This is a genomic window from Bradyrhizobium sp. CCGB20 (assembly GCF_024199855.1).
GTDB lineage: Bacteria > Pseudomonadota > Alphaproteobacteria > Rhizobiales > Xanthobacteraceae > Bradyrhizobium.
On record NZ_JANADN010000001.1, the window covers coordinates 4,651,266 to 4,675,580 of the forward strand.

30 protein-coding genes and 1 tRNA gene are annotated in these 24,315 nt (G+C 63.4%); 15 read left to right on the forward strand and 16 right to left on the reverse strand.

The features are described from left to right. Window positions 1-26: 26 nt before the first annotated feature. The gene (gene efp, locus NLM15_RS21470; protein WP_254119169.1) at window positions 27-593 is read right to left on the reverse strand and encodes an elongation factor P; all 567 of its coding nucleotides are present in this window, start codon (window positions 591-593) and stop codon (window positions 27-29) included. 162 nt (window positions 594-755) lie between these two features. Between efp and epmA the strand changes: the two genes are divergently transcribed. Genes epmA through NLM15_RS21485 form a run of 3 tightly spaced genes read left to right on the forward strand, consistent with a single transcriptional unit; the run spans window position 756 to window position 3,206 of the window. Next, window positions 756-1,820: an EF-P lysine aminoacylase EpmA gene (epmA, locus tag NLM15_RS21475; protein ID WP_254119171.1), complete on the forward strand. Its 1,065-nt coding sequence runs from the start codon at window positions 756-758 to the stop codon at window positions 1,818-1,820. Further along, window positions 1,817-2,911 (forward strand): lysine-2,3-aminomutase-like protein, encoded by a 1,095-nt coding sequence (locus tag NLM15_RS21480; protein WP_254119173.1) that lies wholly within the window; start codon window positions 1,817-1,819, stop codon window positions 2,909-2,911. Before epmA ends, NLM15_RS21480 begins: the two co-directional genes overlap by 4 nt. A 37-nt stretch (window positions 2,912-2,948) precedes the next feature. Next, a complete protein-coding gene (locus tag NLM15_RS21485; protein WP_254119175.1) occupies window positions 2,949-3,206 on the forward strand; it encodes a hypothetical protein in 258 nt (85 codons plus the stop codon). 62 nt (window positions 3,207-3,268) lie between these two features. On the opposite strand, the gene NLM15_RS21490 is transcribed toward NLM15_RS21485, so the two are convergent. After that, window positions 3,269-4,354: a 3-deoxy-7-phosphoheptulonate synthase gene (locus NLM15_RS21490; protein WP_309143610.1), complete on the reverse strand. Its 1,086-nt coding sequence runs from the start codon at window positions 4,352-4,354 to the stop codon at window positions 3,269-3,271. A gap of 233 nt (window positions 4,355-4,587) precedes the next feature. Next, on the reverse strand, window positions 4,588-5,166 hold the full coding sequence (locus tag NLM15_RS21495) for an HdeD family acid-resistance protein (protein ID WP_254119177.1): 579 nt from the start codon (window positions 5,164-5,166) through the stop codon (window positions 4,588-4,590). A 289-nt stretch (window positions 5,167-5,455) separates the two neighbouring features. On the opposite strand from NLM15_RS21495, the gene pflB reads away from it, so the two are divergent. The 4 genes from pflB to NLM15_RS21515 are packed head-to-tail and all read left to right on the forward strand — an operon-like array spanning window position 5,456 to window position 11,080. Further along, window positions 5,456-7,726 carry a formate C-acetyltransferase gene (gene pflB, locus NLM15_RS21500; protein WP_254119179.1) on the forward strand — a complete coding sequence of 757 codons (2,271 nt, stop codon included), beginning with the start codon at window positions 5,456-5,458 and terminating at the stop codon, window positions 7,724-7,726. A gap of 13 nt (window positions 7,727-7,739) precedes the next feature. Beyond that, on the forward strand, window positions 7,740-8,567 hold the full coding sequence (gene pflA, locus NLM15_RS21505; protein WP_254119181.1) for a pyruvate formate-lyase-activating protein: 828 nt from the start codon (window positions 7,740-7,742) through the stop codon (window positions 8,565-8,567). After that, window positions 8,456-10,198: a TrkA C-terminal domain-containing protein gene (locus NLM15_RS21510; protein ID WP_254119183.1), complete on the forward strand. Its 1,743-nt coding sequence runs from the start codon at window positions 8,456-8,458 to the stop codon at window positions 10,196-10,198. Before pflA ends, NLM15_RS21510 begins: the two co-directional genes overlap by 112 nt. 24 nt (window positions 10,199-10,222) lie before the next feature. Next, window positions 10,223-11,080 carry a formate/nitrite transporter family protein gene (locus tag NLM15_RS21515; RefSeq protein ID WP_254119185.1) on the forward strand — a complete coding sequence of 286 codons (858 nt, stop codon included), beginning with the start codon at window positions 10,223-10,225 and terminating at the stop codon, window positions 11,078-11,080. Window positions 11,081-11,102: 22 nt separating this feature from the next. Here NLM15_RS21515 and NLM15_RS21520 read toward each other — a convergent pair whose 3' ends face one another. The 7 genes from NLM15_RS21520 to NLM15_RS21550 form a co-directional block, all read right to left on the reverse strand. Continuing rightward, window positions 11,103-12,158, reverse strand: a complete 1,056-nt coding sequence (locus NLM15_RS21520; protein ID WP_254119187.1) for a PrsW family intramembrane metalloprotease — start codon at window positions 12,156-12,158, stop codon at window positions 11,103-11,105. Window positions 12,159-12,485: 327 nt separating this feature from the next. Continuing rightward, a complete protein-coding gene (locus NLM15_RS21525) occupies window positions 12,486-12,641 on the reverse strand; it encodes a hypothetical protein (RefSeq protein ID WP_254119189.1) in 156 nt (51 codons plus the stop codon). A gap of 132 nt (window positions 12,642-12,773) precedes the next feature. After that, on the reverse strand, window positions 12,774-13,013 hold the full coding sequence (locus NLM15_RS21530; protein ID WP_254119190.1) for a hypothetical protein: 240 nt from the start codon (window positions 13,011-13,013) through the stop codon (window positions 12,774-12,776). A 135-nt stretch (window positions 13,014-13,148) separates the two neighbouring features. Next, window positions 13,149-14,150, reverse strand: coding sequence for an acyl-CoA desaturase (locus NLM15_RS21535; RefSeq protein ID WP_254119192.1), 1,002 nt, complete (start codon window positions 14,148-14,150; stop codon window positions 13,149-13,151). A 123-nt stretch (window positions 14,151-14,273) separates the two neighbouring features. Beyond that, complete coding sequence (locus tag NLM15_RS21540; protein ID WP_254119194.1) at window positions 14,274-14,900, reverse strand: PilZ domain-containing protein; 627 nt, start codon at window positions 14,898-14,900, stop codon at window positions 14,274-14,276. Between the two features lie 164 nt (window positions 14,901-15,064). After that, window positions 15,065-15,706 carry a hypothetical protein gene (locus tag NLM15_RS21545; RefSeq protein ID WP_254119196.1) on the reverse strand — a complete coding sequence of 214 codons (642 nt, stop codon included), beginning with the start codon at window positions 15,704-15,706 and terminating at the stop codon, window positions 15,065-15,067. A gap of 99 nt (window positions 15,707-15,805) precedes the next feature. Continuing rightward, window positions 15,806-15,880, reverse strand: a tRNA-Glu gene (locus tag NLM15_RS21550). Window positions 15,881-16,103: 223 nt separating this feature from the next. On the opposite strand from NLM15_RS21550, the gene NLM15_RS21555 reads away from it, so the two are divergent. From NLM15_RS21555 to NLM15_RS21565, 3 genes are read left to right on the forward strand one after another with little or no spacing between them, the layout of a single operon-like run. Beyond that, window positions 16,104-16,358 (forward strand): PilZ domain-containing protein, encoded by a 255-nt coding sequence (locus NLM15_RS21555; protein ID WP_254119198.1) that lies wholly within the window; start codon window positions 16,104-16,106, stop codon window positions 16,356-16,358. A 58-nt stretch (window positions 16,359-16,416) separates the two neighbouring features. Beyond that, window positions 16,417-16,662 (forward strand): hypothetical protein, encoded by a 246-nt coding sequence (locus tag NLM15_RS21560; RefSeq protein WP_254119199.1) that lies wholly within the window; start codon window positions 16,417-16,419, stop codon window positions 16,660-16,662. A gap of 5 nt (window positions 16,663-16,667) precedes the next feature. Continuing rightward, window positions 16,668-16,835, forward strand: a complete 168-nt coding sequence (locus NLM15_RS21565; RefSeq protein ID WP_254119201.1) for a hypothetical protein — start codon at window positions 16,668-16,670, stop codon at window positions 16,833-16,835. Window positions 16,836-16,965: 130 nt separating this feature from the next. Here the strand turns inward: NLM15_RS21565 and NLM15_RS21570 are convergent, their stop codons facing one another. From NLM15_RS21570 to NLM15_RS21580, 3 genes are all read right to left on the reverse strand, one after another. Next, complete coding sequence (locus NLM15_RS21570) at window positions 16,966-17,604, reverse strand: glutathione S-transferase family protein (protein WP_254119203.1); 639 nt, start codon at window positions 17,602-17,604, stop codon at window positions 16,966-16,968. Between the two features lie 344 nt (window positions 17,605-17,948). Then, window positions 17,949-18,401 carry a VOC family protein gene (locus NLM15_RS21575; protein WP_254119204.1) on the reverse strand — a complete coding sequence of 151 codons (453 nt, stop codon included), beginning with the start codon at window positions 18,399-18,401 and terminating at the stop codon, window positions 17,949-17,951. A gap of 191 nt (window positions 18,402-18,592) precedes the next feature. Further along, complete coding sequence (locus NLM15_RS21580; protein ID WP_254119206.1) at window positions 18,593-20,344, reverse strand: SulP family inorganic anion transporter; 1,752 nt, start codon at window positions 20,342-20,344, stop codon at window positions 18,593-18,595. A 296-nt stretch (window positions 20,345-20,640) separates the two neighbouring features. On the opposite strand from NLM15_RS21580, the gene NLM15_RS21585 reads away from it, so the two are divergent. The 3 genes from NLM15_RS21585 (at window position 20,641) to NLM15_RS21595 (ending at window position 21,671) form a co-directional block, all read left to right on the forward strand. Continuing rightward, window positions 20,641-21,066, forward strand: coding sequence for a GFA family protein (locus tag NLM15_RS21585; protein ID WP_254119208.1), 426 nt, complete (start codon window positions 20,641-20,643; stop codon window positions 21,064-21,066). 135 nt (window positions 21,067-21,201) lie between these two features. After that, window positions 21,202-21,402: a hypothetical protein gene (locus tag NLM15_RS21590; protein ID WP_254119209.1), complete on the forward strand. Its 201-nt coding sequence runs from the start codon at window positions 21,202-21,204 to the stop codon at window positions 21,400-21,402. Then, the gene (locus NLM15_RS21595; protein ID WP_254119211.1) at window positions 21,402-21,671 is read left to right on the forward strand and encodes a hypothetical protein; all 270 of its coding nucleotides are present in this window, start codon (window positions 21,402-21,404) and stop codon (window positions 21,669-21,671) included. The genes NLM15_RS21590 and NLM15_RS21595 overlap by 1 nt, the downstream gene beginning before the upstream one ends. Window positions 21,672-22,150: 479 nt before the next feature. Here the strand turns inward: NLM15_RS21595 and NLM15_RS21600 are convergent, their stop codons facing one another. After that, window positions 22,151-22,432, reverse strand: a complete 282-nt coding sequence (locus tag NLM15_RS21600) for a hypothetical protein (protein WP_254119213.1) — start codon at window positions 22,430-22,432, stop codon at window positions 22,151-22,153. Here NLM15_RS21600 and NLM15_RS21605 point away from each other — a divergent pair. Continuing rightward, entirely contained in the window at window positions 22,422-22,721 is a 300-nt protein-coding gene (locus NLM15_RS21605; RefSeq protein ID WP_254119215.1) for a hypothetical protein, read from the forward strand. The two genes, NLM15_RS21600 and NLM15_RS21605, sit on opposite strands and share 11 nt — an antisense overlap. Before the next feature lie 21 nt (window positions 22,722-22,742). On the opposite strand, the gene NLM15_RS21610 is transcribed toward NLM15_RS21605, so the two are convergent. After that, a complete protein-coding gene (locus tag NLM15_RS21610) occupies window positions 22,743-23,237 on the reverse strand; it encodes a hypothetical protein (protein ID WP_254119216.1) in 495 nt (164 codons plus the stop codon). An 83-nt stretch (window positions 23,238-23,320) separates the two neighbouring features. On the opposite strand from NLM15_RS21610, the gene NLM15_RS21615 reads away from it, so the two are divergent. Then, window positions 23,321-24,016 (forward strand): hypothetical protein, encoded by a 696-nt coding sequence (locus NLM15_RS21615; protein ID WP_254119218.1) that lies wholly within the window; start codon window positions 23,321-23,323, stop codon window positions 24,014-24,016. Window positions 24,017-24,108: 92 nt separating this feature from the next. Here NLM15_RS21615 and NLM15_RS21620 read toward each other — a convergent pair whose 3' ends face one another. Further along, the gene (locus tag NLM15_RS21620; protein WP_254119220.1) at window positions 24,109-24,285 is read right to left on the reverse strand and encodes a hypothetical protein; all 177 of its coding nucleotides are present in this window, start codon (window positions 24,283-24,285) and stop codon (window positions 24,109-24,111) included. Window positions 24,286-24,315: the final 30 nt, after the last annotated feature.

Here is a 24,315-nt window from a genome sequence, read left to right on the forward strand (position 1 = left end):
GCCTGTTCCGATCGCCCCGTTCGTCGTTAGTCCTTGGCGCGCTCGGAGTAGGAGCCGTCCTCGGTCATCACCACGATGCGGGTGCCGACCGAGATGTGCGGCGGCACGGTGGTGCGGATGCCGTTCGACAGCACCGCCGGCTTGTAGGACGACGAAGCCGTTTGCCCCTTGGTCACCGGCTCGGTATCGACCACTTCCAGCGTCACGCGCTGCGGCAGCGCCATCGACACGACGTTGACGTCGTGGGTCGACAGCTTGACGGTCATGTCTGGCTGAAGATAGGCCGCGGCGTCGCCGATGACGTCCTTGGACACCTGGACCTGGTCGTAGGTCTCGGGGTTCATGAAGTGGAAGCCCTCGCCATCTTCATACAGGAAGGTGTAGTTGCGCTCTTCGATCGTGGCCTTTTCGACCTGGTCGGTGGTCTTGTAGCGCTCGGAGATCTTTACGCCGTCCGAGATTCGGCGCATTTCGATCTGGCTGACCGGGGTGCCCTTGCCGGGATGGATGTTCTCGGCGCTGACGACGACATAAAGCTTGCCGTCTTGCTCGATCACGTTGCCTTTGCGAATAGAACTGGCGATGACTCTCAAAGCTATATTTCCTGCTTGCTTGGCCCGGCTGCGGCCAGGACGTGGTCAAATCTCGGGGGGACTCGGGGTCTCAAATCGGACCTCGGCGCCCGTTTCGGGCCGCAACATACTGATTTTGCCGTTGGATGCCAGCGTTTTGCTGGCCCGCGGGGCGGTCGGTTAATGACTGGGGACAAGCCCATTTCACCGTTCTGGTCGCCCGACCGGCACCTCGACCGGCGGCCGTTCCTCCAGGCCAGGGGGGCCATTACCGGGTCTCTACGGGGCTTTTTCGCCGAGCAGGGCTTTGTCGAGGTCGAAACCTCCGTTCTCCAGGTCTCGCCGGGGAATGAGACCCATCTGCACGCCCCCCGAACCGAGATCATGCGGCCGGACGGCAGCCGGGTCAGTCGATACCTGCGGACCTCGCCCGAATTCGCCTGCAAAAAGCTGCTGGCGGCGGGCGAAGAGCGGATTTTCGAGTTCGCCCGGGTGTTCCGTGACCGCGAACGGGGCGACCTGCACCTGCCCGAGTTCACCATGCTGGAATGGTACCGGGCCGGCGCTCCCTATGATGCCATCATGGCGGACACCGTCGTCGTCATCGCCCGCGCCGCGCAGGCGACCGGGATCGGGACGTTCTCCTTCCGCGGCCGGACCGCCGATCCCTTCGCCGAGCCGGAACTATTGACGGTCGCAGGCGCCTTCGAGCGGTTCGCCGGCGTCGACCTGCTGTCGACAATCTCGGGCGGCGAGGGTAACCGTGCCGCGCTGGCCCAGGCGGCCGCCGGCAAGGTCCGCGTGGCCGGGGACGACACCTGGTCGGACATCTTCAGCAAGGTTCTGGTCGAGCATGTCGAGCCGCAACTGGGGCAGGGCCGTTTGACCATTCTGTTCGAATACCCATCTCCAGAGGCGGCGCTGGCACGGGTGAAGGCTGGCGATCCCAGGGTCGCGGAACGCTTCGAGGTCTACGCCTGCGGCGTCGAGCTCGCCAACGGCTTTGGCGAACTCACCGACGCCGAGGAGCAGCGCGAGCGCTTCACGGAGTCGATGGCAGAGAAGCAACGCCGCTACGGCGAGGCCTATCCGCTGGACGAGGATTTCCTGGCCGCGGTCGCCATAATGCCGGAGGCGAGCGGTGTCGCGCTCGGCTTCGACCGGCTGGTGATGCTCGCGAGCGGCGCAGCGCGGATTGATCAGGTGGTGTGGACACCGCCCGCAAATGAAACGTTAAGTGAGACATGACGAAGAACAACCTTGCACGCACCCTGCGTGAGCCGGCCGAACTTGTGGCCGCGCAACTTGCATCCGCCGAAGCGCTGCCTGCGCTCGAACGCGTCGCCGCGCGCTATGCGGTGGCGATCACGCCGGCGCTGCTCGATCTGATCGATACGTCCGACCCCGACGATCCGATCGCGCGGCAATTCGTTCCGACCGTTGCCGAGCTGGAGATGCAGCCGGGCGAGAGCGCCGATCCGATCGGCGATCACCCGCACTCGCCGGTTCCCGGGATCGTGCATCGCTATCCCGATCGCGTGCTGTTCAAGCTCGTTCACGTCTGCGCGGTCTATTGCCGCTTCTGCTTCCGCCGCGAGATGGTCGGACCGGGCAAGGAGAACGCGCTGTCGGACGGCGCGTATCGCGCGGCGATCGACTACATCCGCTCGCATGGCGAGATCTGGGAGGTGATCCTGACCGGCGGCGACCCCTTGATGCTGTCGCCGCGCCGGATGAGCGAGATCATGGCCGATCTTGCCGCGATCGATCACGTCAAGATCATCCGCCTTCACACCCGTGTGCCCGTGGCCGATCCGGCGCGCATCAGCGACGAGATGGTCGCGGCGCTCCAGGTCGAGGGTGCGACCACGTGGGTGGCGATCCATGCCAATCATGCGCGCGAGTTGACGGGGCCTGCGCGCGAGGCCTGCGCACGGCTTGCCGATGCCGGGGTTCCCATGGTGAGCCAGTCCGTGCTCTTGCGCGGCGTCAACGACAACATTGCCGCTTTGTCGGATTTGATGCGAGCTTTCGTCGAATGCCGGATCAAGCCGTACTATCTGCATCACGGTGACCTCGCGCCTGGCACCGTGCATTTGCGAACGACGCTGGCCGAGGGGCAGGATTTGATGCGGCAGTTGCGTGGCCGGGTGTCAGGACTGTGTCAGCCCGACTATGTCATCGACATTCCCGGCGGCGCCGGCAAATCGCCGGTGGGGCCGAATTATGTGTTGGTGGCACAAAATACCGCAGCTGGCGCGGGTGAAGCCGACACCGAAACGCGCTATCGTATCGTGGATTATTGCGGCGAGGTTCATCTCTATCCGCCCGCCACGTGAGCGGAGGGAGCGCCGGCTTGAGAATGGAGGATCGGACATGAAGATGATCATGCTGGCAGCGTCGCTCGTGATCTTGCTCGGTGGCACTGCGATGGCGCAGACCGGCACCAAGGGATCGACGACAGGCGGAGGCGGTGTCACGTCGGGATCGATACCGCAGGCGCCGATCGGTCATCGTCAGCCGCGCGCCAGCGATGTGCCAAGCGAGAAGAACCTCAGCGATCCGAACAATCCGGTGAACAAGGAAGACGCTCTGCTCGACAAGAAGATCAAGAGCATCTGCCGAGGCTGCTAAGCCGCAATTGAGCCGTGGCGGGCAGGGCGCGACAGCTCGCCCCGCCCGCGCCTGCTTTGGCCTTAAGCCGTGCGCTCGTGCAGCCCCGCGCGTTGGGTGTTGCGGCGGATTTCGACCGCGTCAGCGAGCTGCTCGAGCACGGTCGCCGTCGTCGCCCAGTCGATGCATCCGTCGGTGATGCTCTGGCCGTAGGTCAGCGGCTTGCCCGGCACCACGTCCTGACGGCCGGCGACGAGATTGCTCTCGATCATCACGCCCATGATGCGGTTCTCGCCGCCCGAGATCTGGCCGGCGATGTCGGCCATGACCAGAGGCTGGTTTTCCGGCTTCTTGCTCGAATTGGCGTGGCTCGCATCCACCATCACCAGCGGCGCGACGCCGGATTTGGCCAGATCGTTGCAGGCGGCCGCAACGCTCGCTGCATCGTAGTTCGGCTTGCTGCCGCCGCGCAGGATGATGTGGCAGTCCTCGTTGCCCGCGGTCGAGGCGATGGCGGAGCGGCCGAGCTTCGTCACCGCCATGAAATGATGCGGATGCGAGGCCGACTTCACAGCGTCCGCCGCGATCCGGACATTGCCGTCGGTGCCGTTCTTGAAGCCGACCGGGCAGGACAGCCCCGAGGCCAGCTCGCGATGGATCTGGCTCTCGGTCGTGCGCGCGCCGATCGCGGCCCAGGACACGAGATCCGCGATGTATTGCGGCGTCGTCATGTCCAAGAACTCTGCGCCGGCGGGCAGGCCGAGATTGTTCACCGCCGACAGCACGTTGCGCGCCAGCCGCAGGCCCTTGTTGATGTCGAAGCTGCCGTCGAGATCGGGATCGTTGATCAGGCCCTTCCAGCCGACGGTGGTGCGCGGCTTCTCGAAATAGACCCGCATCACGATCTCGAGCTGGTCGGCGAGGTCTTCGCGCAAGTTCGCGAGGCGCTCGGCATATTCGAGCGCGGCCTTGGGATCATGCACCGAGCAGGGGCCGACCACGACAAGCAGGCGGTCGTCCTGGCCATTGAGGATGGCATGGATGGCGTTGCGCGCCGCCATCACCACGCGCGTCGCGGTGAGCGTGCGCGGGACTTCCCGCATCACCTCTTCCGGCGTGCTCAGCTCTTTCAGTTCGCGGATACGAAGATCGTCGGTCGTGCTCAGCACGGCGGGCTCCTGTTTGTTGAGAACCTGCCGGCCAATAAAAAAGCCGCCAGGTCTGGCGGCTTGTTCGGACGTTTGCTTCAATATTTCAGATTGAGCGCGATCCTCCTGCCGCCAGCGAGCTGTCGTAGCTAAAGTACCAAAAATAGCTGGTGACGAGGGTGATCATGGGAGCCATATAGCGTGCCCCTGGCGGGTTGTCACCCCCCAATCGGCTCGTTCGGCGATGAAGAGCCTCAGGTGTTGCTATTGCGTGCCGCCAGCGCCATGCCGATCAAGGTGGCGCCGCCGAACAGCAGGTTGATACCGACGAGGATGCCGATCGCCCATTCCGCCGAGCTCGGTAATCCCGTGATCACCATGAAGGAGATCGCGATATCGACGAGGCCCGAGATCAGGAGCCACGTCCAGCGGCTGCTCAGCTCGCGGCGGTGCTCCAGCGCATACATGATGGTGGCGACGCCCTCGGCCAGGAAATAGGCGCCGAGCACGATGGTCAGCGTCAGCACGGCCTGCATCGGCCGGGCCAGCAGCAGCATGCCGGCAAGCACGGCGAGCGCGGCCGAGATCAGCGACCACCAGAAGCCCGGCGTGCTGCGCGCCCAATAGGTCACGATCAGCCCGCCGATGCCGCTGATCAGGAGCATCCAGCCGAGGACGATCGCGATCGCAAGGCTTGCGAGCGGCGGCAGGACGAGCGCGGCGATACCGAGCACGGCGAGCAAAATGCCTTCGAACAGGAAGGCCTTCCAATGCGCTTTTACCGTCCGGCTCATCGCGGATTGCAGCCGGGAAAACTCCTCAGGCGATGTCATCGGCAGGCTCCAGATCGAACAGCGTGGGCTCAATCTAGTCGACGCGCACCCCGCTTGCCATCCCGCTAGCTAGGCCGTGTACTCATAAACCGTTGGCGATGTCCGCTTTGTGCCGATACCGACCACCTTTGTGCGGCCGCAGCCCTGCAGGAGCAGCCCAATCGGCAAGGAGACCCCTTCCGGCTTGACATAGATCAAGCGTCGCGTCGGCGCATCATCGCTAACATGAGGAGATAACAGAGGTACCGCAGCCGGACCCAAAACCAATTCCTCGGGATGGAGATGGATCATGAAGGGCAGCGCAGCGCGCAAGCATGATGATGTCACCACGGACGCATGGCGCGGCTTCAAACTGGGCGACTGGTCAAAGACCATCAACGTCCGCGACTTCATCGTGCATAACGTAACCTCCTATACGGGTGACGAGAAATTTCTCGCCCCTGCCTCGCAGCGAACAAAGGCCGTATGGGCAAAGCTGCAGCCTTACTTCGCCGAGGAGCGAAAGAAGGGCGTCCTGGCCGTCGACGCAGCAAATCCGTCAACCTTGCTCGCGCATCAGGCCGGCTACATTGACCGCGACAACGAAGTGATCGTCGGCCTGCAGACCGACCAGCCCTTTAAGCGGGCGATCTTCCCCTTCGGCGGACTCCGCATGGTGGAAGCCGGCCTCAAGGCGGCCGGCTTCAAGGCTGACGAGAAAGTCCACGAGGCCTTCACCAAGTATCGCAAGTCGCACAACGACGGCGTGTTCGACGCCTATACGCCCGAGATCATGAATTGCCGGCGATCCGGGATCATTACTGGCCTGCCCGATGCCTATGGACGCGGCCGCATCATCGGCGACTACCGCCGGGTTGCCCTTTACGGCACCGACCGTCTGCTGGAGGTCAAGCACCAGGAGCGGGCCCAGATCGACGACATGTGGCCAACGGATGAAATCATCCGCATGCGCGAGGAACTCGCCGAGCAAATGCGCGCGCTGCAGGACCTGGCGTCGATGGCGAAGCTCTATGGCTGCGACATCACGCAACCCGCAACGAATGCGCAGCAGGCGTTCCAGTGGACCTACTTTGCCTATCTCGGCGCGATCAAGGAAGCCAACGGCGCGGCGATGTCGATCGGCCGCATCTCGAGCTTCCTCGACATCTATCTCGAGCGCGACCTGAAGGAAGGCACGCTCGACGAAGCCGGTGCGCAGGAGCTGTGGGACCAGCTGGTCCAGAAGCTGCGCATCGTTCGCTTCCTTCGGACGCCCGACTACGACGCGCTGTTCAGCGGCGACCCCTACTGGGCGACCGAGTGCGTCGGCGGCATGGATCTCGACGGGCGGGCGCTGGTGACCAAGAGCAGCTACCGCATGCTCCACACCCTCTACAATCTCGGGCCGGCGCCGGAGCCGAACATCACCGTGCTGTGGTCCACCCACATGCCGGCGCCTTTCAAGCGCTTCTGCGTCAAGGTCAGCAAGGATACGTCCTCGCTGCAATACGAGAACGACGATCTGATGCGCCCGTACTGGGGCGACGACTACGCGATCGCCTGCTGCGTTTCGGCCATGCGGCTCGGCAAGCAGATGCAATTCTTCGGCGCCCGGGTGAACTTCGCCAAGGCGCTGCTCTACGCCATCAATGGCGGCCGCGACGAGGTTTCCGGCGACCAGGTTGCGCCGAAGTCCATGCCGGTCACCGGCGATTTCCTCGACTATGACGACGTCTTGGCGAAGTTCGACACCATTCTGGAGTGGCTCGCCAAGACCTACGTGCATGCCATGAACTGCATCCATTACATGCACGACAAGTATTTCTATGAGCGCCTCGAGATGGCGCTGCACGATCGCGACATCCTGCGCACCATGGCGTTCGGCATCGCCGGCCTGTCTGTTGTTGCCGACAGCCTTGCCGCCATCAAGTACGGCAAGATCCGTGTGAATCGCGATGCCACGGGACTGGTGGTCGACTACCAGAACGAGGGCAATATCTCGACGCCGCAGTTCGGCAATAACGACGACCGGGTCGACCAGATCGCCTCCCAGCTGGTGACCACCTTCATGGAGAAGATCCGCAAGCATCCGACCTATCGGAACGCGACGCATACGCAGAGCGTGCTCACCATCACCTCGAACGTCGTCTACGGCAAGGCGACCGGCAACACACCGGATGGCCGCCGCAAGGGCGAGCCGTTCGGACCTGGCGCTAACCCGATGCATGGTCGCGACAGCCATGGCTGGCTGGCGTCATGTCTCTCGGTGGCGAAGCTGCCCTACAAGGACTCGCTCGACGGCATCAGCTACACGGTATCGGTCGCCCCGCAGAAGGCGCACCTGTCCGAAGCCCAGGTCATCGAGGAGGCTACCAAGGCCTTCGACGTTTATTTCGGTCGCGGCGGGTTCCACATGAATCTGAACGTGATCGACAAGGAGACGCTGGAAGACGCCATCAAGAACCCGGACAAATATCCGCAGCTTACGATCCGCGTGTCTGGCTATGCCGTCAATTTCGTTCGCCTGACGCCGGAGCAACAGAAGGATGTGATCAGCCGCACTTTCCACGGCCAAATCTGAGCCGAGAAATGCAATGTCGACGGTGCAGCCACTTGAACCCGGCAGCCGGCACGACCTCCGAACGGGTGCATCTCCCGATGCGCCCGACGAGGACAAGTTCAAGGACGAGGAAGGCGCGTTCGGCTACTGCCACTCATACGAATCGTCGTCCCGGTACGATGGCCCGGGCCTGCGTGTCGTTCTATTCGTTTCAGGCTGCCTGCTCCGCTGCACCTATTGTCACAACCCGGATACGTGGCACCTCAAGGACGGAACCTATGTTTCGGCCGAACAGGTGCTGAGACGCCTCGGTGATTTCGCTCCCTCGCTGCGTGACCTCGGTGGAGGCCTGACGATATCGGGCGGCGAAGCGATGGTGCAGCTCGCCTTCGTCAAGCGAATCTTCGAAGGCGCCAAGGCGATGGGCCTGCACACGGCCATCGAAACCTCCGGATTCCTTGGCGATCGCGTCGACGAGCGGTTCCTGAATGCTCTCGACCTCGTGCTGCTCGACATCAAGAGTTCCGACCCGGACACCTACCGCAAGGTAACCGGGCGCGAAATCGCGCCGACGCTGCGTTTTGCCGAACGCCTGGCAACGATCGGCAAACCGACCTGGGTGCGCTTCACCCTCGTGCCCGGCTTTACGGATGACCCGGCGAATGTCGAGGGGATCGCAAAATTCGTGGCGCCTATGAAGAACGTCGAATGGGTCGAAGTGCAGCCCTTCCACCAAATGGGCGAGTTCAAGTGGAAGGCGATGGGCCTCGACTACAAGCACTTGGACACGCCGCCGCCTACGCGGGAGCTGATCAACAGGGTTATCCGCCAGTTTCGCGACGCGGGCTGCAACGCCCGCTGAGAGCTTTGGAATACCTGGAGGGGACAATGCTGGACGTTGCTCGCGATATCATCGGCAGCCAGCCGATCCTGACGGCGTTTCTAGCCATCGGCGTCGGCTATCTGGTCGGCCAGATCAACATCTTCGGCTTTTCGCTTGGCGTGGGCGCCGTGCTCTTTGTGGGGCTCGCGATCGGCGCTTTTGCCCCGAAGGCACAGATCATCGGCCCGATCGGTCTCACCGGCTTGATCATGTTCCTGTACGGAATCGGAATTCTCTACGGCAAGCAATTCTTCGAGGGCATGGTCGGTGCGGGCCAGAAATACAACCTGCTGGCGCTGATCGCGTGCCTTGTCGGTCTAGCCGTGGCGCTCGGCCTGGGGCAGATGTTCAACATCAAGATTGGCCATACGCTTGGGCTCTACGCGGGGTCCATGACCAGCACGGCAACCCTGCAGGCCGCGCTTGACGTCACCAAGAGCAAGGACCCGTCGATCGGCTACTCGATCGCCTATCCCTTCGGCGTGATCGGCCCGATCCTTTGCATCTACTTCATGACCCGGATTGTGAAGCCGAAATTTCCGGCGAAAGCCCAGCGCTTTCACATGGGTGAGATTTCCGTCGGCACGAGCTTTGCCGGCCACACGCTGGGAGATTTGAACAAGAAAGTCCTTGGCGACGTACAAGTGACGATGGTCCGCAAGTCCGGCCAGAACATCGTTCCAACGGAAGGTACGATTCTGTCTGCAGGCGACGCCGTGCTGGTAGTCGCCGACAGCCAGGAGGCACTTTCTGGCGCTGCGGCGAAACTCGGCGAGCTGGCACCCGGCCGGCTGGCCAGCGACCGCGCCGACCTCGACTACATCCGCGTCTTTGTCGGCAAGGCCGGCGTCGTGGGCATTCCGCTTGGCAGCCTGCCGATGCCCTCAGGCTTTCCGGCGCATCTGCTGCATGTGCGGCGCTACGACGCCGACCTCGTGCCTTCACCGGACCTGATGCTGGAATTTGGCGACCGCGTCGGGGTTCTCATGCCGCCGGAACGCAAGGAGGAGATCCGCAAGCACTTTGGCGATACCGTCAAAGCGACCGCCGAGTTCAGCTATGTGTCGCTGGGGCTCGGCATGGTGATGGGCGTGCTGCTTGGCTTGATCCCGATTCCGATCCCGGGCGTCGGCATTGTCACGCTGGGTATTGGCGGCGGGCCGCTGATCGTGGCCCTCATTCTCGGCAAGCTGCGCCGCACCGGACCGATGCTCTGGACCATGCCGCTACCGGCGAACATCGTCCTTCGAAACTTCGGCCTTGCGATGTTTCTGGCGACCGTCGGTGTCAACGCTGGGCAACCATTTGTCCGCACCGTTGCCGAATCCGGTTTCACCATGCTGTTCATCGGCGCTGCTGTGCTGCTCTCCACGGTGGCGATCGTGCTGCTGGTCGGCCACTACATGATGCGCATCCCGTATGACGATCTCGTCGGCGTCGCATCGGGCGCGACCGGCAACCCCGCCATTCTGGTCTACTCGACCAAGATGGCACCAACGGAGCGGCCCGACATCGGCTACGCCATGATCTTCCCGTCGATGACGCTGGTGAAGGTGATCGCCGTGCAGATTGTCGGTCTCCTGACGTTGGGCAGCAGCGCGGGCGGGTGACGACGGATCCCGGGGAATATCAGGATGGACGAGCCGCCGCCCGCGTCACAGACGCCGATCTTCAATCTGCAGGCCTACAGCCCTGCCGAGATAAAGGAAGCCGTCGAAAAGGTTGGCGTGAAGAAAGCCAATCTGCCCTTTCTGACCTCCTTCATGCTGGCGGTCGTGGCCGGCGGCGGCATCGGTTTTGGCGCGGTCTACTACACCATCGTTGCCAGCGACCCCACGTTTAGCTTCGCCACCGTGCGGGTGGTCGGAGGGCTTGTCTTCAGCCTGGGATTGGCGCTGGTTCTGGTCGGCGGCGCCGAGCTGTTCACCGGCAACAATCTGATCGTGATGGCCTGGGCCAGCGGCAGGGTGTCCACCGTCACGATGTTGCGTAACTGGACCGTCGTCTGGTTCGGCAACTTGCTCGGCGCGCTTGGGCTCGTGCTGCTGATCTTTCTCTCACATCATCTGGACATGAATGACGGCCGCGTTGGCTTGTCCGTCCTGAACACGGCGGTCGGAAAAATTCGCCCGGACATGCTGACGCTGTTCGTCAAGGGGATCCTGTGCAATGTGCTGGTGTGCGCGGCCGTCTGGCTCGCCTACGCGGGCCGATCGGTCACCGACAAGATGGTTGCCGTCGTATTGCCGATCTCGGCATTCATTGCCGCCGGATTCGAGCATTGCGTGGCCAACATGTACTTCCTGCCGTTGGCCTGGTTGCTGGTCCAGACCGGTCATGCGCCCGCGAACTTCGATGCATCGCTCATCACAATATCGGGCATCGTCCATAACCTCGTGCCGGTGACGCTGGGCAACATCGTTGGCGGCGGAGGCTTTGTCGGCGTCACTTACTGGGGAATCTACCGGGTAACGTTCGGCGAATCCCGGTGAATATCAGACTATGGCTGCGTCTTTATGAGTCCGCTAGCTGGCCGCCGCCGTGCGCAGACGAAAAACCTTCGCCACTGGTGCGAACGCGGTTACGGCCGAGAATGTAGATCGCGATCGTGACGATCAGAAGCGCAAGGCCGAGCAGGATCGAGACGAAGCCGATCGGGATCAGCGCCAGCGTCAGATTGCGCTCGGGATTGATCAGCCAGTGATGGATCGAGGTCAGCACGAAAGCGAGGCCGAGAAAGCCGACGCCGCCGCCGGCAAGCAGCAGCGCCCACATCCGGCGCAGCTGGCTGAGCCGTTCGCGCGCGATATCGGTCCGCGGCGCGTGATGGCGCGCGACCCGTCGCACCAGGCGGATGGCGAAGGCAATCGAGCTGAAGCCGATCAGCAGGCTGGCTGCGCCCAGCCACATCCGCAAGCTGGGATCGAGATCCGGCATCCGCTGGAGGGTGAGCAGCGGGAAGTCGAACGCCGAATGCAGCGCAACCGGGCCTGCGAAGATCAACAGGCGGCTAGACAGGCGAGCCCAGTCGCGGTGGTGGCGGTTCGCACCCAGCGCCGTGCCGGCGCGGGCGATCGTCAGATACGCGCCGGCGATGATGCCGAGCGCGCCGTGGAACGGCACGGTCAGCACGCTGCGCAAGGCGGCCAGCGAGCGCCACATCTCGGCGTGCTGTACGAGATAGGCGAGGTTCTCGTAGGCGGCGAAGCCGAGGCCGACGGCGGCGCCATAGACCACGGTGTCCATCGGGTTGGCGAAGGTCCGCCGCTTGGTCGAGGAGACCAGCACGATGGCGATCACCTTGACGGCTTCCTCGGGCAGGGCGACGCCGAAGACCGAATGCATGGCGAGCGCCGCCCAGGGGTCGTCAGGGGCTGCAACCATCTTGGTGAACGGAGCGCGGGCAAGGCCCAGCAGCGAAATGCTGGCCGCGCCGAGCAGGAACGCAGTCCAGACCTGGGCCGGGGGTCCCGGGCGCTCCTCAGCGGCAATGACGAGCCATAGCATCAGCAGCGCCGGTGCGATGGCGGCAGTTCCGATGACGGTGGGTAAGGCTTCAATCAAATACATCGGCGCCGAAAATAGGTTCCCTTGATCCGCTAATCTACGTCCACCGATGCGACCATGTGCCATGCGCTTGCTGTCGTGTCGCTTAACAAGCGTGACAGCTTGCGTTCATCACCGCCGCCAAACGTTTAGAAGACGAGCACAATCAACTGCATGACAGGACCACTTCGCCATCCATGGCAGCGGTCGCGCGGACGCCATCGGATCGCGATTGGTAAGTCAGATCAAGGTAATGCGCAGGTTTCTTCGATTCACGATGCACGTGTGGGAGCAGCGAGTCCAGAGGCGGGATCGCTCCCGTCCGGACAATGCGCGGCAGTGCGAGCCGGCCTATTCACGCTTCGTTGTGCGGCCGCGGGGCGCCGATGCGATCCGGCGGGCCCGCACCTGCTCCAGCTCCCAGAAGGCGCGCACGAGGCACGTGCCAAGGACGAGGACGATGAGCAGCAGCAGGAAGGCCTGGTCGACGGCAGGGATGTGGATCATGGTGTGGATTAAGCAACGAGCATGCCATGTGTTCCCCGCGCCGCGCGTAGCCGCGCCTGCCGCGAAGCGCCGCTTGCCCCGGCTCGTATCCCGGCCCCGGCAAGGCGATCCGGGCCCGCGCCTCCGGCCCGTTCAATGCGTGGTGAACGGCGGCGCGTCGGGCGCGATGTCGAAGGCGCCGAGATGGTATTCCTCGCCGACCGCTTCGGCCGGCTCGGAATGGTGCGCGAGCAGCGTGAACGCGGCCCGCGGGTACTGCTTCCAGATATCGAGATCGCCAGCCGTAATCGTCAGCCAGCCGAACGTGTACATGTAGCGTCCGGGCTCGGTGACCCGGCCAACCCTGTCCCAGGTGATCTTGTTGACTGCCATACGGTCCCCCGATCGCAAGTCCGCAAATGACGTCCGGCATGAGGCACGGACCGTCAAAAACTGATCCCGCATTGGGGCCGCGATAGGGCAGCGGCGCGGAGGCAGGACGACCGCAGCGCGGTCGCCGCCGGCCGGTTAGCGCGCTGTCGGGGCCGCCTGCGCTTCGGCCGCCCGCTCCAGCTGACGGTGCGAGGCGTGGAAGACGTCGTGGACGAGGCCGATCTTCTCCAGGCCCAGAATGATCAGGCCGTTGAGATCGATCTCCCACCAGGCGTGCGAGATATAGGCGTCCCGCGGGAAGCGGTGATGGTTGTTGTGCAGACCCTCGCCGAAGGTGAGGATCGTGGTCACGAACTCGTTGGTCGAGGCGTCGTCGACCTCGAAACGGCGATAGCCATAGGCGTGGCAGACCGAGCCGGTGAGCTGGCTGGTGAGGATCAGCAGATAGGCGCGGAGCAGGCCGGAGAACAGCACGCAGCCGATCATGGTGTGCACGCCGCCGAAGACGTAGCCGATCACGCCGGGGATGAAGACCGCCGACATCCCGTACCAGACCCAGCGCGTGCGCACGAAGAACATCGCGATGGGATCAGCGAGGATGTCCTTGGCATAGTATTCGTTGTCGGTGGTCGCCTGGTCGAACACCCAGCTGCCCTGGGCGTGCAGGAAGCCCTTGAGCGCGCTGACATAGCGATTGCCGAAGCCGTCGAATTGCGGGCTGTGGGGGTCGCCGACGTCATCGGCATAGAGGTGGTGGCGGCGGTGATTGGCGACCCATTTGGCGATCGAGCCCTGCACCGCCATCTGGGCGATGGCGCAGAAGAAGACGCGCATGATCGGGCCGGTGCGGAAGCTGCGATGGACGAACAGGCGGTGCATGCCGGCGCCGATGCCGAACGTCGTCAGCGCGAACATCCAGACGAACGTAAACAGCTCGACCTTGCCGAGGCCCTGGGTGACGGCCCAGACGATGCCCGCGACAGCGCCGACATAGAGAATGCCGAGGAGAAGATAGCTCTCGCGCAGCTTGGCCTGGACGAGCGGTCCTTCGGTCACGACGCCGGGTGGAAGCTGTGGCTTAGCTGCAGGGTTCCGGGTGGTCTCTGCCGGCGTGAACCCGGCATCAGCGATGGACATTCCAGTACTTCCGATAACTCAGGGCCCGCAGTGATTGCGGACGTACCGGGTCACACCCTATCGCGCAGGGGTCTCCACCTCCAGTCCTTAGTTAAGAAAGAGTTAAGATTGATCCGGCCCGGTTCAGGCCGATTGCAGCATGGGCGTACGGACGATCAGGCGGACGAGGTCGTCCCGCTGCTGCTTCTCGGCGAACTTGACCGCAAAGCCGTTGTCGAATTTGCGAATGACGCGGCCGACGCAGGCACCGACCGCAAGCGGTGTTCCGATCTCAGGGTTGTATTCGCAGGATATCGCGACGCCGGCCGTGGAGACGTCGATGATGAAGCAGGGATGGGTGCTGCCGTCGGCGAGCGTCAGGAAGGTGTGCGAGACCTGGGGAACGAAGCGCGCGTCGTTGCGCAGCTCCAAAATGCTGTCGTCCTTCTGCTTCTTCTCCAGCCAGGTCAGCTTCTCCGACATCCAGGCACGCCGTGCCCGCGTCATGTCGAGTTCCATCAGGAAGCCCGCCTTCAGCGTCGCGCTGATGGTGCACTGGAATTCGCCAAAGTCCTGGAAATAGGAGGTCACGCGCTCGCCGACCTTTCCGACGACAGGCACGTCGACCATCATGCGGAACGGCGAGACACGGCTGGTCCGGCAGGCAAAGGTGCGCAGCTTGCCCTCACAATCGTACCAGCGCGGCAGCGAGTAGCTGCCGCTTACGGTGACCTGCACTGCACGCTGCCTGAGGAACTCTGCGACGGACATGGGCGCCAATCGTGTTTCGGAGGGTTTCCGTAGAAACACGTAGCGAGCAACGTCTAAGCAATCGATACGCCGATCAAATAGCAGGGGTAAATTTTTGGTAAATGCCCTGATCGGAGCCGGCGACATAGCGCCGCGTTTCATGGGCTTCCGATCTCACGATCGCGTCATCCGAGCATCACCAGCAAGGCCAGCGCGCCAACGGCCATGACGAGCTTGATCGCCGACCAGCCCAAGCTGTCCGGCCTGATCTGAAGTCCGAACCACGGCAATGCGCGCCGCATCGCCAGTGCTGCGAAGGCTTCGACGATGGCGAACACAATTGCGATGCCGGCGATGAAAGACCATGACTCCGCCGGCGGCATCCACGCCGCGAGCCAGGCGGGGGCGGAGCCTTTCAAGGACGCGAGCAGCGCGAACCATCCGAACATGGATGCGAAGCCCTTGACGACGTCAGGGCCAATCGTATCGGGCTCGAGCCGGATGCCGATCGTTCCGAGCGCGCGCTCGACGCGCTCGCCGTCGCTGATGAAGAGAAACCCGCCGAGATAGAGCGGGACGCGCGACTGGAAGAGCAGGGCGACGATACCGAACACGACCACGTAGCCGAAGGCATCGCCGAGAATGTCCAAGCCGCTCGTGCGCACCGGCGCCGGCACCCTCGCGGCGTGAGGCTGTGGAAGCGATCGGGCGCGTGCCATGTGCTCCAGCATCTTTGCGCGCCGGTCGGGTGCGTAGGGCGTCGTACGGTGCATCCAGGGCGGCGGTGCCGGCGACTGGTCTTCCGAGGGGGATTTTTGCTGCGCCATGGCCTGCACCGGTTCCAACGGGACATTGGTCGGCGGTCAGGGGCTGGGAGGTTCATGCGGGGTGGCGGATATCGCCGCATCACCCGATGGCTTGGATGATGGCGCTCCCTAGCGGAATCGAACCGCTCTCTCCACCGTGAAAGGGTGGCGTCCTAACCGATAGACGAAGGGAGCAAACGAAGGCCCCGCCGCTTTCCGCGGCACGGCCGCTGGCCGCCCGAGTCGGGCCCGGCGGCTGGCAGCGGGCGAACGTATAGTGGCCTTTGCGGCCGTGGGCAAGCCGTTCGGGAACGGTCTTTTGGCACCGGTGGATAGCCGGCCCCGGCACCATTCGGGAGGCGATTTCAACGGTTTCTTAGGCCCCCTGGGATAGCGCTGGAACCGGAGAAATTTGTCCATGCCACAGCCCAAGAAGCGCGCAGCCCGCAAATCGCTGTCGCAGCACGCCTGGATCACGCTCGACGGCGGGTTCGCGGCGCGGCATTGCCTGGTCCAGGACATCTCCGACACCGGCGCCAAGATCACGATGGACGAGGACGCGAGCCAGCTCCCGGGCGTGATCCGGATGGCGTTCGCGCGCGACGCCCGGACCGGGCGGAGCTGCCAGGTGGTCTGGCGCCGCGGCAAATCGGCCGGCGTCAAGTTCATCTGACCCGCGGGCGAAGCGAGCCGGATGGCGCGGGGCGCCGGTCCGGGCTAGAACGGCCCGCATGCGTGCGCCGCTCCTCATCCTCGTCTCGTTGCTGGCCCCATCCGCGGCCGGGGCCGAGGCCCTGCGCCTTCCGCCCGCCGAGCGGCCACAGGCCGGCAAGGCCCTGCCGCTGAAGGGCGCGGGCGGGGCGGCCAAGGCCGGCTCCTGCGCCTCCTATGGCCCGCGCTTCGTCATGGTCGAGGGCACCGGCACCTGCGTGAAGGTTGGCGGCTCGGTCAGTGTCGAGACCACGGTCAGGCGCTGAAGCCGATGCCGCCCGATCTCATGCGGCCCGACATCATCGTCCCCTTCGTGATGTATTGCGCGCTGCTGTTGTGGGTCGGCCGCGGCCTGAGCTGGACGGCAAAGCTCGCCACCGCGGTCGTGACGCTGGCGCTGATCATCTGCGTGCTGCTGGTCGAGCGCGGCTGGCGCTAGGGCCCCCAAAAACAAAAACTGGGAAAACAACCCCATGCACAGTAGCCGTCAAGTGCCGGCGCGGTGCTTGGCACGTGCGCCATAGCGCCGATTCATTGCGCTCTCAGCGCAGCTTACCCCGCGCCACCGCTCACGACATCGGCGGTGCGACGAATTGCGCAAATCCGGGGCGTTTGCCGAGCTCGGCGAGCCAACGCGCCAGGTGCGGCTGCGAGGGTCGCGTGATGCCCTCGACGCCGAGCCAGCGCCGCGCATAGGCGCCGATCGCGATGTCGGCGAGCGTGAACGCATCGCCGTCCATGAATGGCCGCGACGAGAGCAGGCGGTCGGCGATGGCCCAGACCTCGGCGGCGGCATCGGCATCCTTCTGCACCTTGACCATGTCGCGCTCGGCCGGCGGCGTGCGCACGATGCCCCAGAACACCGGACGGTCGACCGGCTGCACCATCGACAGCGTCCAGTCGAGCCAGCGGTCGACGCTGGTGCGCAGCTTCGGCGCGTCAGGATAGATCGGCGTGCCGCGGCCATGTGCGAGGCAGAGATAGCGCATGATGGAGTTGGACTCCCACAGCACGAAGTCGCCCTCGACCAGCGTCGGGATCCGCGCATTGGGGTTCATCGCGAGATAGTCGGCCTCGCGGGTCTTGCCGAACGCCATGCCGGCGTCGATGCGCTCATAAGCGAGGTCGAGCTCGGCGAGGCACCACAGCACCTTCTGCACGTTGACCGAGTTGGCGCGGCCCCAGATCGTCAGCTTGGTCTCCGGCATGAAATCCTCCCGCGGGTTTTCGTTGGCTACAGGCCACCGCGCGCGGTTGATAGCGGAATTCGCTTCAGCGGGCGACGCATGATTGCGCTGAGTCCCTCATGCAAAAAGCTCCGCCCGGGGCGGAGCTTTCATTGCAAGTCAAACTTCGTAAGTCGAACCTGGCAAATCAACTTGGCAGATTGAGCCTGATGATCAGTGGCCGAAGAACAGCCACAGCAGAATGATCACCGGGATCGGCACACCCAGCAGCCACAACAAAATTCCGCGTCCCATCGCGTTCTCCTCCAATCGCATTGTCAGGGAGAGAACGCGGGCAGCGCGGGCTTTGTTCCTGCGGGTTAAGCCTACCAATGGCCGGTATTGGGCATCGACGACCACGGCTCCTGCGGTGCCTTCGGCTCGCCCTTCTGCAAGATCTCGATCGAGTGCAGATCCGGCGAGCGGACGAAGGCCATGTTGCCGTCGCGCGGCGGCCGGTTGATGGTGACGCCGGCCTTCTGCAGCTTCTCGCAGGTGGCATAGATGTCGTCGACCTCATAGGCGAGATGGCCGAAGAAGCGATCCTCGCCGTACTTCTCCTCGTCCCAATTCCAGGTGAGCTCGACCAGCGGCGCGCCGCGCGTTTGCGGCTGCTTCTTCAGCGCCTCGAGATCGTCCGCCGAGCACAAGAAGACCAGCGTGAAGCGCCCCTTGTCGTTCTCGATCCGCCGCACCTCCTTCAAGCCCAGCGCATCCTGGTAAAACTTCAGCGCGACATCGAGATTGCGCACGCGCAGCATGGTGTGGAGGTATCGCATGTTTCTTGCTCCCTGGAATGGTCGGAGGGGTTTTGGGTCGGCGGGGCCGACGGGGGAAGGAGATAGCAGGAAAGTGGAACGAGGGGCAGGGGGTGAGAGCACGTGTACGTGAGGCGAAATGGCTCGCGACGCAAACTAGCGACGCAACAGCTCCAGCGGCAGGACAGGTGAGATGGCGACGGCGCATGAATTCAAGTCCGCTTTGAACCGGATGCCGTCGTGGGGAGTGCGACTGCTTCCAGACTCGGTATCTCCCGGTCCTCCCATTCCACGTTGTTGACTTCGAGATAGCGCGAGACGGCGACGCCGATTGTCGGAAAGAAATAGTGCTCGCCGAGCTGCGAGAACAAGCCAAATCGTTTCAGCTTGTCCTTCACGGGATCCTTGAGCTCGGCAAAGCAGAGCTCTATGCCTTGCGCCTGCAGCGCCTGGTCCAGTTCGGCGACCACGTCGCAGGCAGTGACGTCCACGCTGGTCACGGGTTCGGCGGTCACGACCAGCCAACGCACGGGCGTCGGCGATGTCGCGACGGCGTCGAGGACGCGTTCCCTGAAGAATTCGGCGTTGGCAAAAAACAGCGGCGCATCCCACCGGAACAGCACCAGCCCGGGGATACGGCGTGCATCCGGATATCTTGTGATGTCGTGATAGCCTTTGACGCCGTGGGCGCGCCCCAGGATGGCCGAGTGCGGGCGCCAGCCGTCCCACAGGAACTCGGCGATCGCGATTGCGATCGCAAGACCTATTCCCTGAATCACCCCGAGCACGGCGACGCCGACAAAGCAGACGACGGCCAGCCAGAACTCCCATCGCTGAATGCGATAGATGCGCCGGAGGTCGGCGACTTCGATCAAGCCGATCGCAGCGGCGATCACGACGGCGGCGAGGGCGGCATTGGGCAAATGCTGCAGGAGACTTGGTGCCACCAGCAGAAGCAAGGCGATGGCAAGCGCGCCCGTGACGCTCGTGAGCTGGGTGCGGGCGCCCGCGGCTTCCGCAACAGGTGTGCGCGAGCTGCTGCTGCTGATCGGAAAGCCCTGGAAAAAGCCTGCTGCCAGATTGGCGGCGCCAAGCCCGACCATCTCCTGATTGGGATCGACCCGATCCCCCAGGCGCGCGGCGAAGGCGCGTGACAGCACGCTCGTATCGGCAAACGAAACCAGCGCGACCGCGCAACCGCCGATCAGCACGGGGACGATGTCGCTGGTGCTGATCCAGGGGATGGAGAAAGCCGGCAGCCCCTGCGGAAGCGGACCCAGGACCTGGACGCCATACCGGGTCCCGAGATCGAGCATCCCGACGACGATCGTCGCGCCGACGACGGCTATCAGAATGCCGGGCAGCTTGCTGTTCTTGAGCAACAGGATCACGGCCAGGGTGGCGGAGCCAATTCCGAACGCGACCCAGTTTGACCGTCCAGCGAGGATGGCGCCGGCGATCTCCCACAAGCTCCGTAGCGGTCCCTCGCTCTCGGTGGAAAAGCCGAACAGCTTGGGCAGCTGGCTGATCAAGACAGTCAGGGCAATTCCGTTCATGTAACCGTAGCGGATCGGCTTGGACAGAAGCTCGGTGACAAAGCCAAGTCGCGCGACGCCTGCGAGGATACAAGCCGTCCCCGAGACGATCGCCATCATGCCGGCGAGCGTCACGGCCCGTGCGGGATCGCCGTGAGCCAGGGGCGCGATGACGCCCAGCAGTATGGCCGCCAGCGCCGAGTCCGGGCCCAGGACGAGAATGCGGCTTGGGCCAAACAACGCGTAGGCCAGCAGCGGCACGATCGTTGCGTACAAACCATAGATGCCGGGCAAGCCCGATGCGGTCGCATAGGCAATTCCGACCGGGACCAGCATTGTTGCCAGGACGACGCCGGCGAAGATGTCGCGCGGAAGCCATGCCGCTTCGTATCGACGGAGAGCGTCCAGTCCGGGCAACCAGTGCTTCATTGGCGGTCACTCCCAAGCTCGCTGCGAGCATTGAAAAGCGGTGGCCGCTGCGCCTCTATGAACCAGGTAAGGCCGATCCAAAAGGTCGCTGCACCATGCGTCGGTGGCGTTGACGCAGATCAACATTGCTTTTGGCACGCGGCACGCGTCGGGGCCGCGGAGCCATGCGTCGCACCCCTCGCGAGAAACGTCCGACCATACAACAGCTGGGGCGGTCTGCTAGTGTGGCTTGGGCGCGCGTCAGTCCTTGCAACCACGATGATGGTGCGCACATCCGAAGAGGAGATTTAGGCGACATGGTGGGTGACACGAACGTTCGGGCTGGCCAGTGCCATTGCGGTGCGGTGCGTTTCGAGGTGACGCTCAGCGACGGCTTCAATTCGATCCGCCGCTGCACGTGCTCTTACTGCCGCATGCGAGGCGCCGTCGTTGTCATGGCGGAAATGGGTGGGATCAAGATTCTGCAGGGCGAGGTTGCGCTCACAAGCTACCGCTTCCACACCGGATCAGCGCAGCACTTCTTCTGTTCTCGCTGCGGAATATACACACATCATCAGCGACGATCTGACCAGACGCTCTATGCCGTCAACGTGGCGTGCCTGGACGGGGTCAGCCCGTTCGATTTCTCCGAGGTTCCCGTCATGGACGGCGTCAATCACACCAATGATACCGGGAGGCCAACGCGTCGGGCAGGCACACTCCTCTTCGTCCCGGCGGACTAACCGGGCATCGAAAGGCAGCGGTTGCCAGCCCTGTCGCCGTAAAGACGGCTCTTGCGCCGCATCTCGAAGCTTGCCGATTGAAATGGTTCGGCCCTCGGCAGTTGAACCCCGCCGGAGCCCGGGCGACTAAACGCCATGGCCGCTGTCTTTGCAGAATTGCTGTTTGGTCTCGTCAGGAGCCTCGTTGGCGACTGGCTGAGGCAGGCTGCGATGGCCGTTTGTGCGTGGCTCGATACGAGGATTCACGGCCGCGCGGCGCGCTTTGTCGTGGGAGGCCTTCTTGGGCTTGCCGCCTACATCCTCATTCCTGTGATCGCCGGGCTGTTGGGATTCTGATGCCCTCCGTGAAGACGAACCTCATCATTGCACTGGCCATCGGCGCGCTGATCTCGGCGGTGCTGCTCGCCATCGAGCCGCTCACCGACTTCGCTTTTCTGTCGCTGGAGTGGCCTGGCATCAGCGTGGCGTATCTGTTCTGGGGAGCGGTCGGGGGCTCCACCTTCGCAGGGATAGCTATTTCCTGGGTGGTGAATGCACTCTGCTACGGTCTGGGTATTTTCGTCATTCTCAGCGCTCTCAAGGTGCTGATTGAGCCGAGGACTTGAGAAGCGCGGCTATGAAGCGGAGATCCAGGCCATGATGAGGGCGGCATGATGCGCTGGCTTCAAAGGCTCGGATGGATTGCGAGGGTTGCGGCGATTTGCGGGACCGTCGCGTGGCTCGTGCTTTTGACAAGCTCGCCTCAGGCGCCTGATGCCGCACATCCCGAACGTTACGCACACCGACACGACATCAGGTATGTGAGCGAAGGGACGGAATTGGCTCTGCGCATCCTGCTCGGCGCGTCGTTTACTCTGGCCCTGGTGGCGTTTGGATGCCATTTCGCGACCAGGGACATGCGTGAGTGAACTCCGCTGTCGGTGCCGCCTGCGTCGCCAACTGGAGCCCGGCTCTGCGCGGCAGCGTTGCCGGACGATGCTACGCATCGCCTAGGCTGCAGCGCGTCCGGGACACGAGAGTTTGGCGGATGGCCCCACGAACGAATTGATGCCCGGCCGCCGAACCCCGGCGCGGGCAGGGGCGACTAATCCATATGCTCCAGTCCCTGCTCAGCGCGCTCGTGGAAATCCTCCTGTCTGCCGCATGGAGCGCTGTCGTCCGATTCCTCGGTCTGGAAAACGTCGTCGAGATCGCGACGGTGATCTTCGGCCTCGGCTGTATCTTGATTGGCGCCGCCGTCTATTTGCTGGGCGCTCATTGACCATGGGGACGCCATGAAGACGATCACGCTGCTCGCGGTGGCGGCCATGCTGCTGGTGGAAATCTTGGGGCCGAAATCGAGCGTCGGCGGCTCGATGACCTTCATGCTGGTCTTTGTTGTCGTGATGCTCACTGTCGCGATCTACGAGGCCTGGTCGAACGGGCGCGGCGCGATCGGGTGGATCGGCAACATCATCGCCTCTGCCTTTGGCGGGCTGATTGCGGTTGCGCTCATCGGAATTGGGATGGACGAGTTGCTCCCGCACCTTCACCTCGAAGGTTCGCTCGCGTCGTCACAACATCCGCTGAAGTATGTTCTGGTCGCCGTCATTGCAGTCTTGATGGTGCTGGGATCATGGATCCCGCTATGGACGCTGAACCGGTTTCGGCGCTGAGAGCATTCGGCGGCGAGTTCCCTAGCGCTTTGCTTCCTCCTTGCGGCGCCTGATATCCTCGGCCTCGTCCACGAGCTTCAAGGCGGCGCTGTCGTAGCTCAGCTTCAGCCCGCGGCCGACGGTCCATATCCAGCCCTCGCGGGCGTCCCTGGTGGGCTGGGCGTTGAACTGGTCGGATATCGATTTGACGGCTGCCTCTTGCGGCCCGGGACTGATCAACTCCGCTTTGACGCGCCAGATGGGATGTTTTGCGTCAACTTCGTCGCTGTCGATCGTGAGCTTGGCGCCATCGACGGCGCATTCGAGGGTGTAGGAGTCGCGAAGCTGGCGGCAGCGGTAGCGGCGTTGCGTGACGACCTTGTCGGTCTCGTCGGAGGTCATTCCGGGCGAAAAGCCGAGGATGTCGGACTTCTTCACGAGCGCCAGCGACGCAGGCCTCAAGAAGCTCGGCTGGATCGCCACGACGGCGGCAACAGCAACAACGATCAAGCCGGCGAGAACAATGGCAATCTTCATCAGCCCCTCACGAGAAACAACCGACCATATACAACAGCTGGAGCATCCCGCCAGTCAGGCGTGGACGGCGCGTCGATAAGTCCTTGCAGCAGCTTGAAGTAGTCCTGGAAAAAGTGCTCAATCGGCTCCTTTTTCAATGGTCCGAATTATTTGGGAGGATAGTTGTGGAGCAGAATGAGGTGGAGGCCGCCATCGTCGAGGAGTTTGAGGGCGATGAGATCTATGAATCCTATGGGCCGAGCCAGCTAGCTGAAAGCGTCGTATGGGAGGTCTGGGTTAAAGAGGGGGGCGAGGTGTTCGCGACGCGGTTTCTGGAGGAGTTCGCGGACGGAAGCTACAAGGCATATGGATCGTTTCAAACTCTGGCTGTGAAGCTCAACAAACAACACGAAGCGACGGTCCAGAAAGCCAAGACCGACGAGTGGGCAAGACAGAAAGAGCTGGTAGAGATCCAGAGCAAGGATGGACGGCGAGCAATCGAGACCCAGGCGAAGATTGCGGCCCAGGCGGCGGCTCTGTCAAACAGCCGGATCGAACTCCTCGTCAAGCTCGGGATTGGCGTGCTTTGCATTGTGGTGGGGCTCGGCGTTGCCAGCGTTCTCGCAATAAGTGGTGCCGGTCTCCTCGCAGCCGCGGCTGCGTCTGCCCTGTTCCCGATCATCGGCGCGGCGTGCTTTTGGGTGTTCGGAAAATACCCCCGATTTAGTTGGTCGGGTCTCCCTTCTGCTTCAGACGTCCGCACAGAAAGTCCCCAGCCGCAGCCGGGGACATCGATCTAGACGCGGAGATCTCCTGCAGCAACTAAACGTGCAAAACCGCCCCTGACATGACCAGGGGCGGTTTTCGTCAAGCGCTGTTTCCGAAACTCGATCTAGTGACCGGTGCCGGGCTTCGTCGTCTTCGGCGGCTTGCCGTCTTCGACGCGGCCTTCGTTCCTGAGGTCACGCCCCTCCTGAGCCTTCTTCTGACTCTCGGGGGACTTGCCGTGCTCGTTCAGCTCTTCCTTGATGTAGCCGGCTGCTTCCTTCGCCTTGCCTTCAACGCTCATGTCGATCTCCTTGTCTGGAGATGAGTCAAT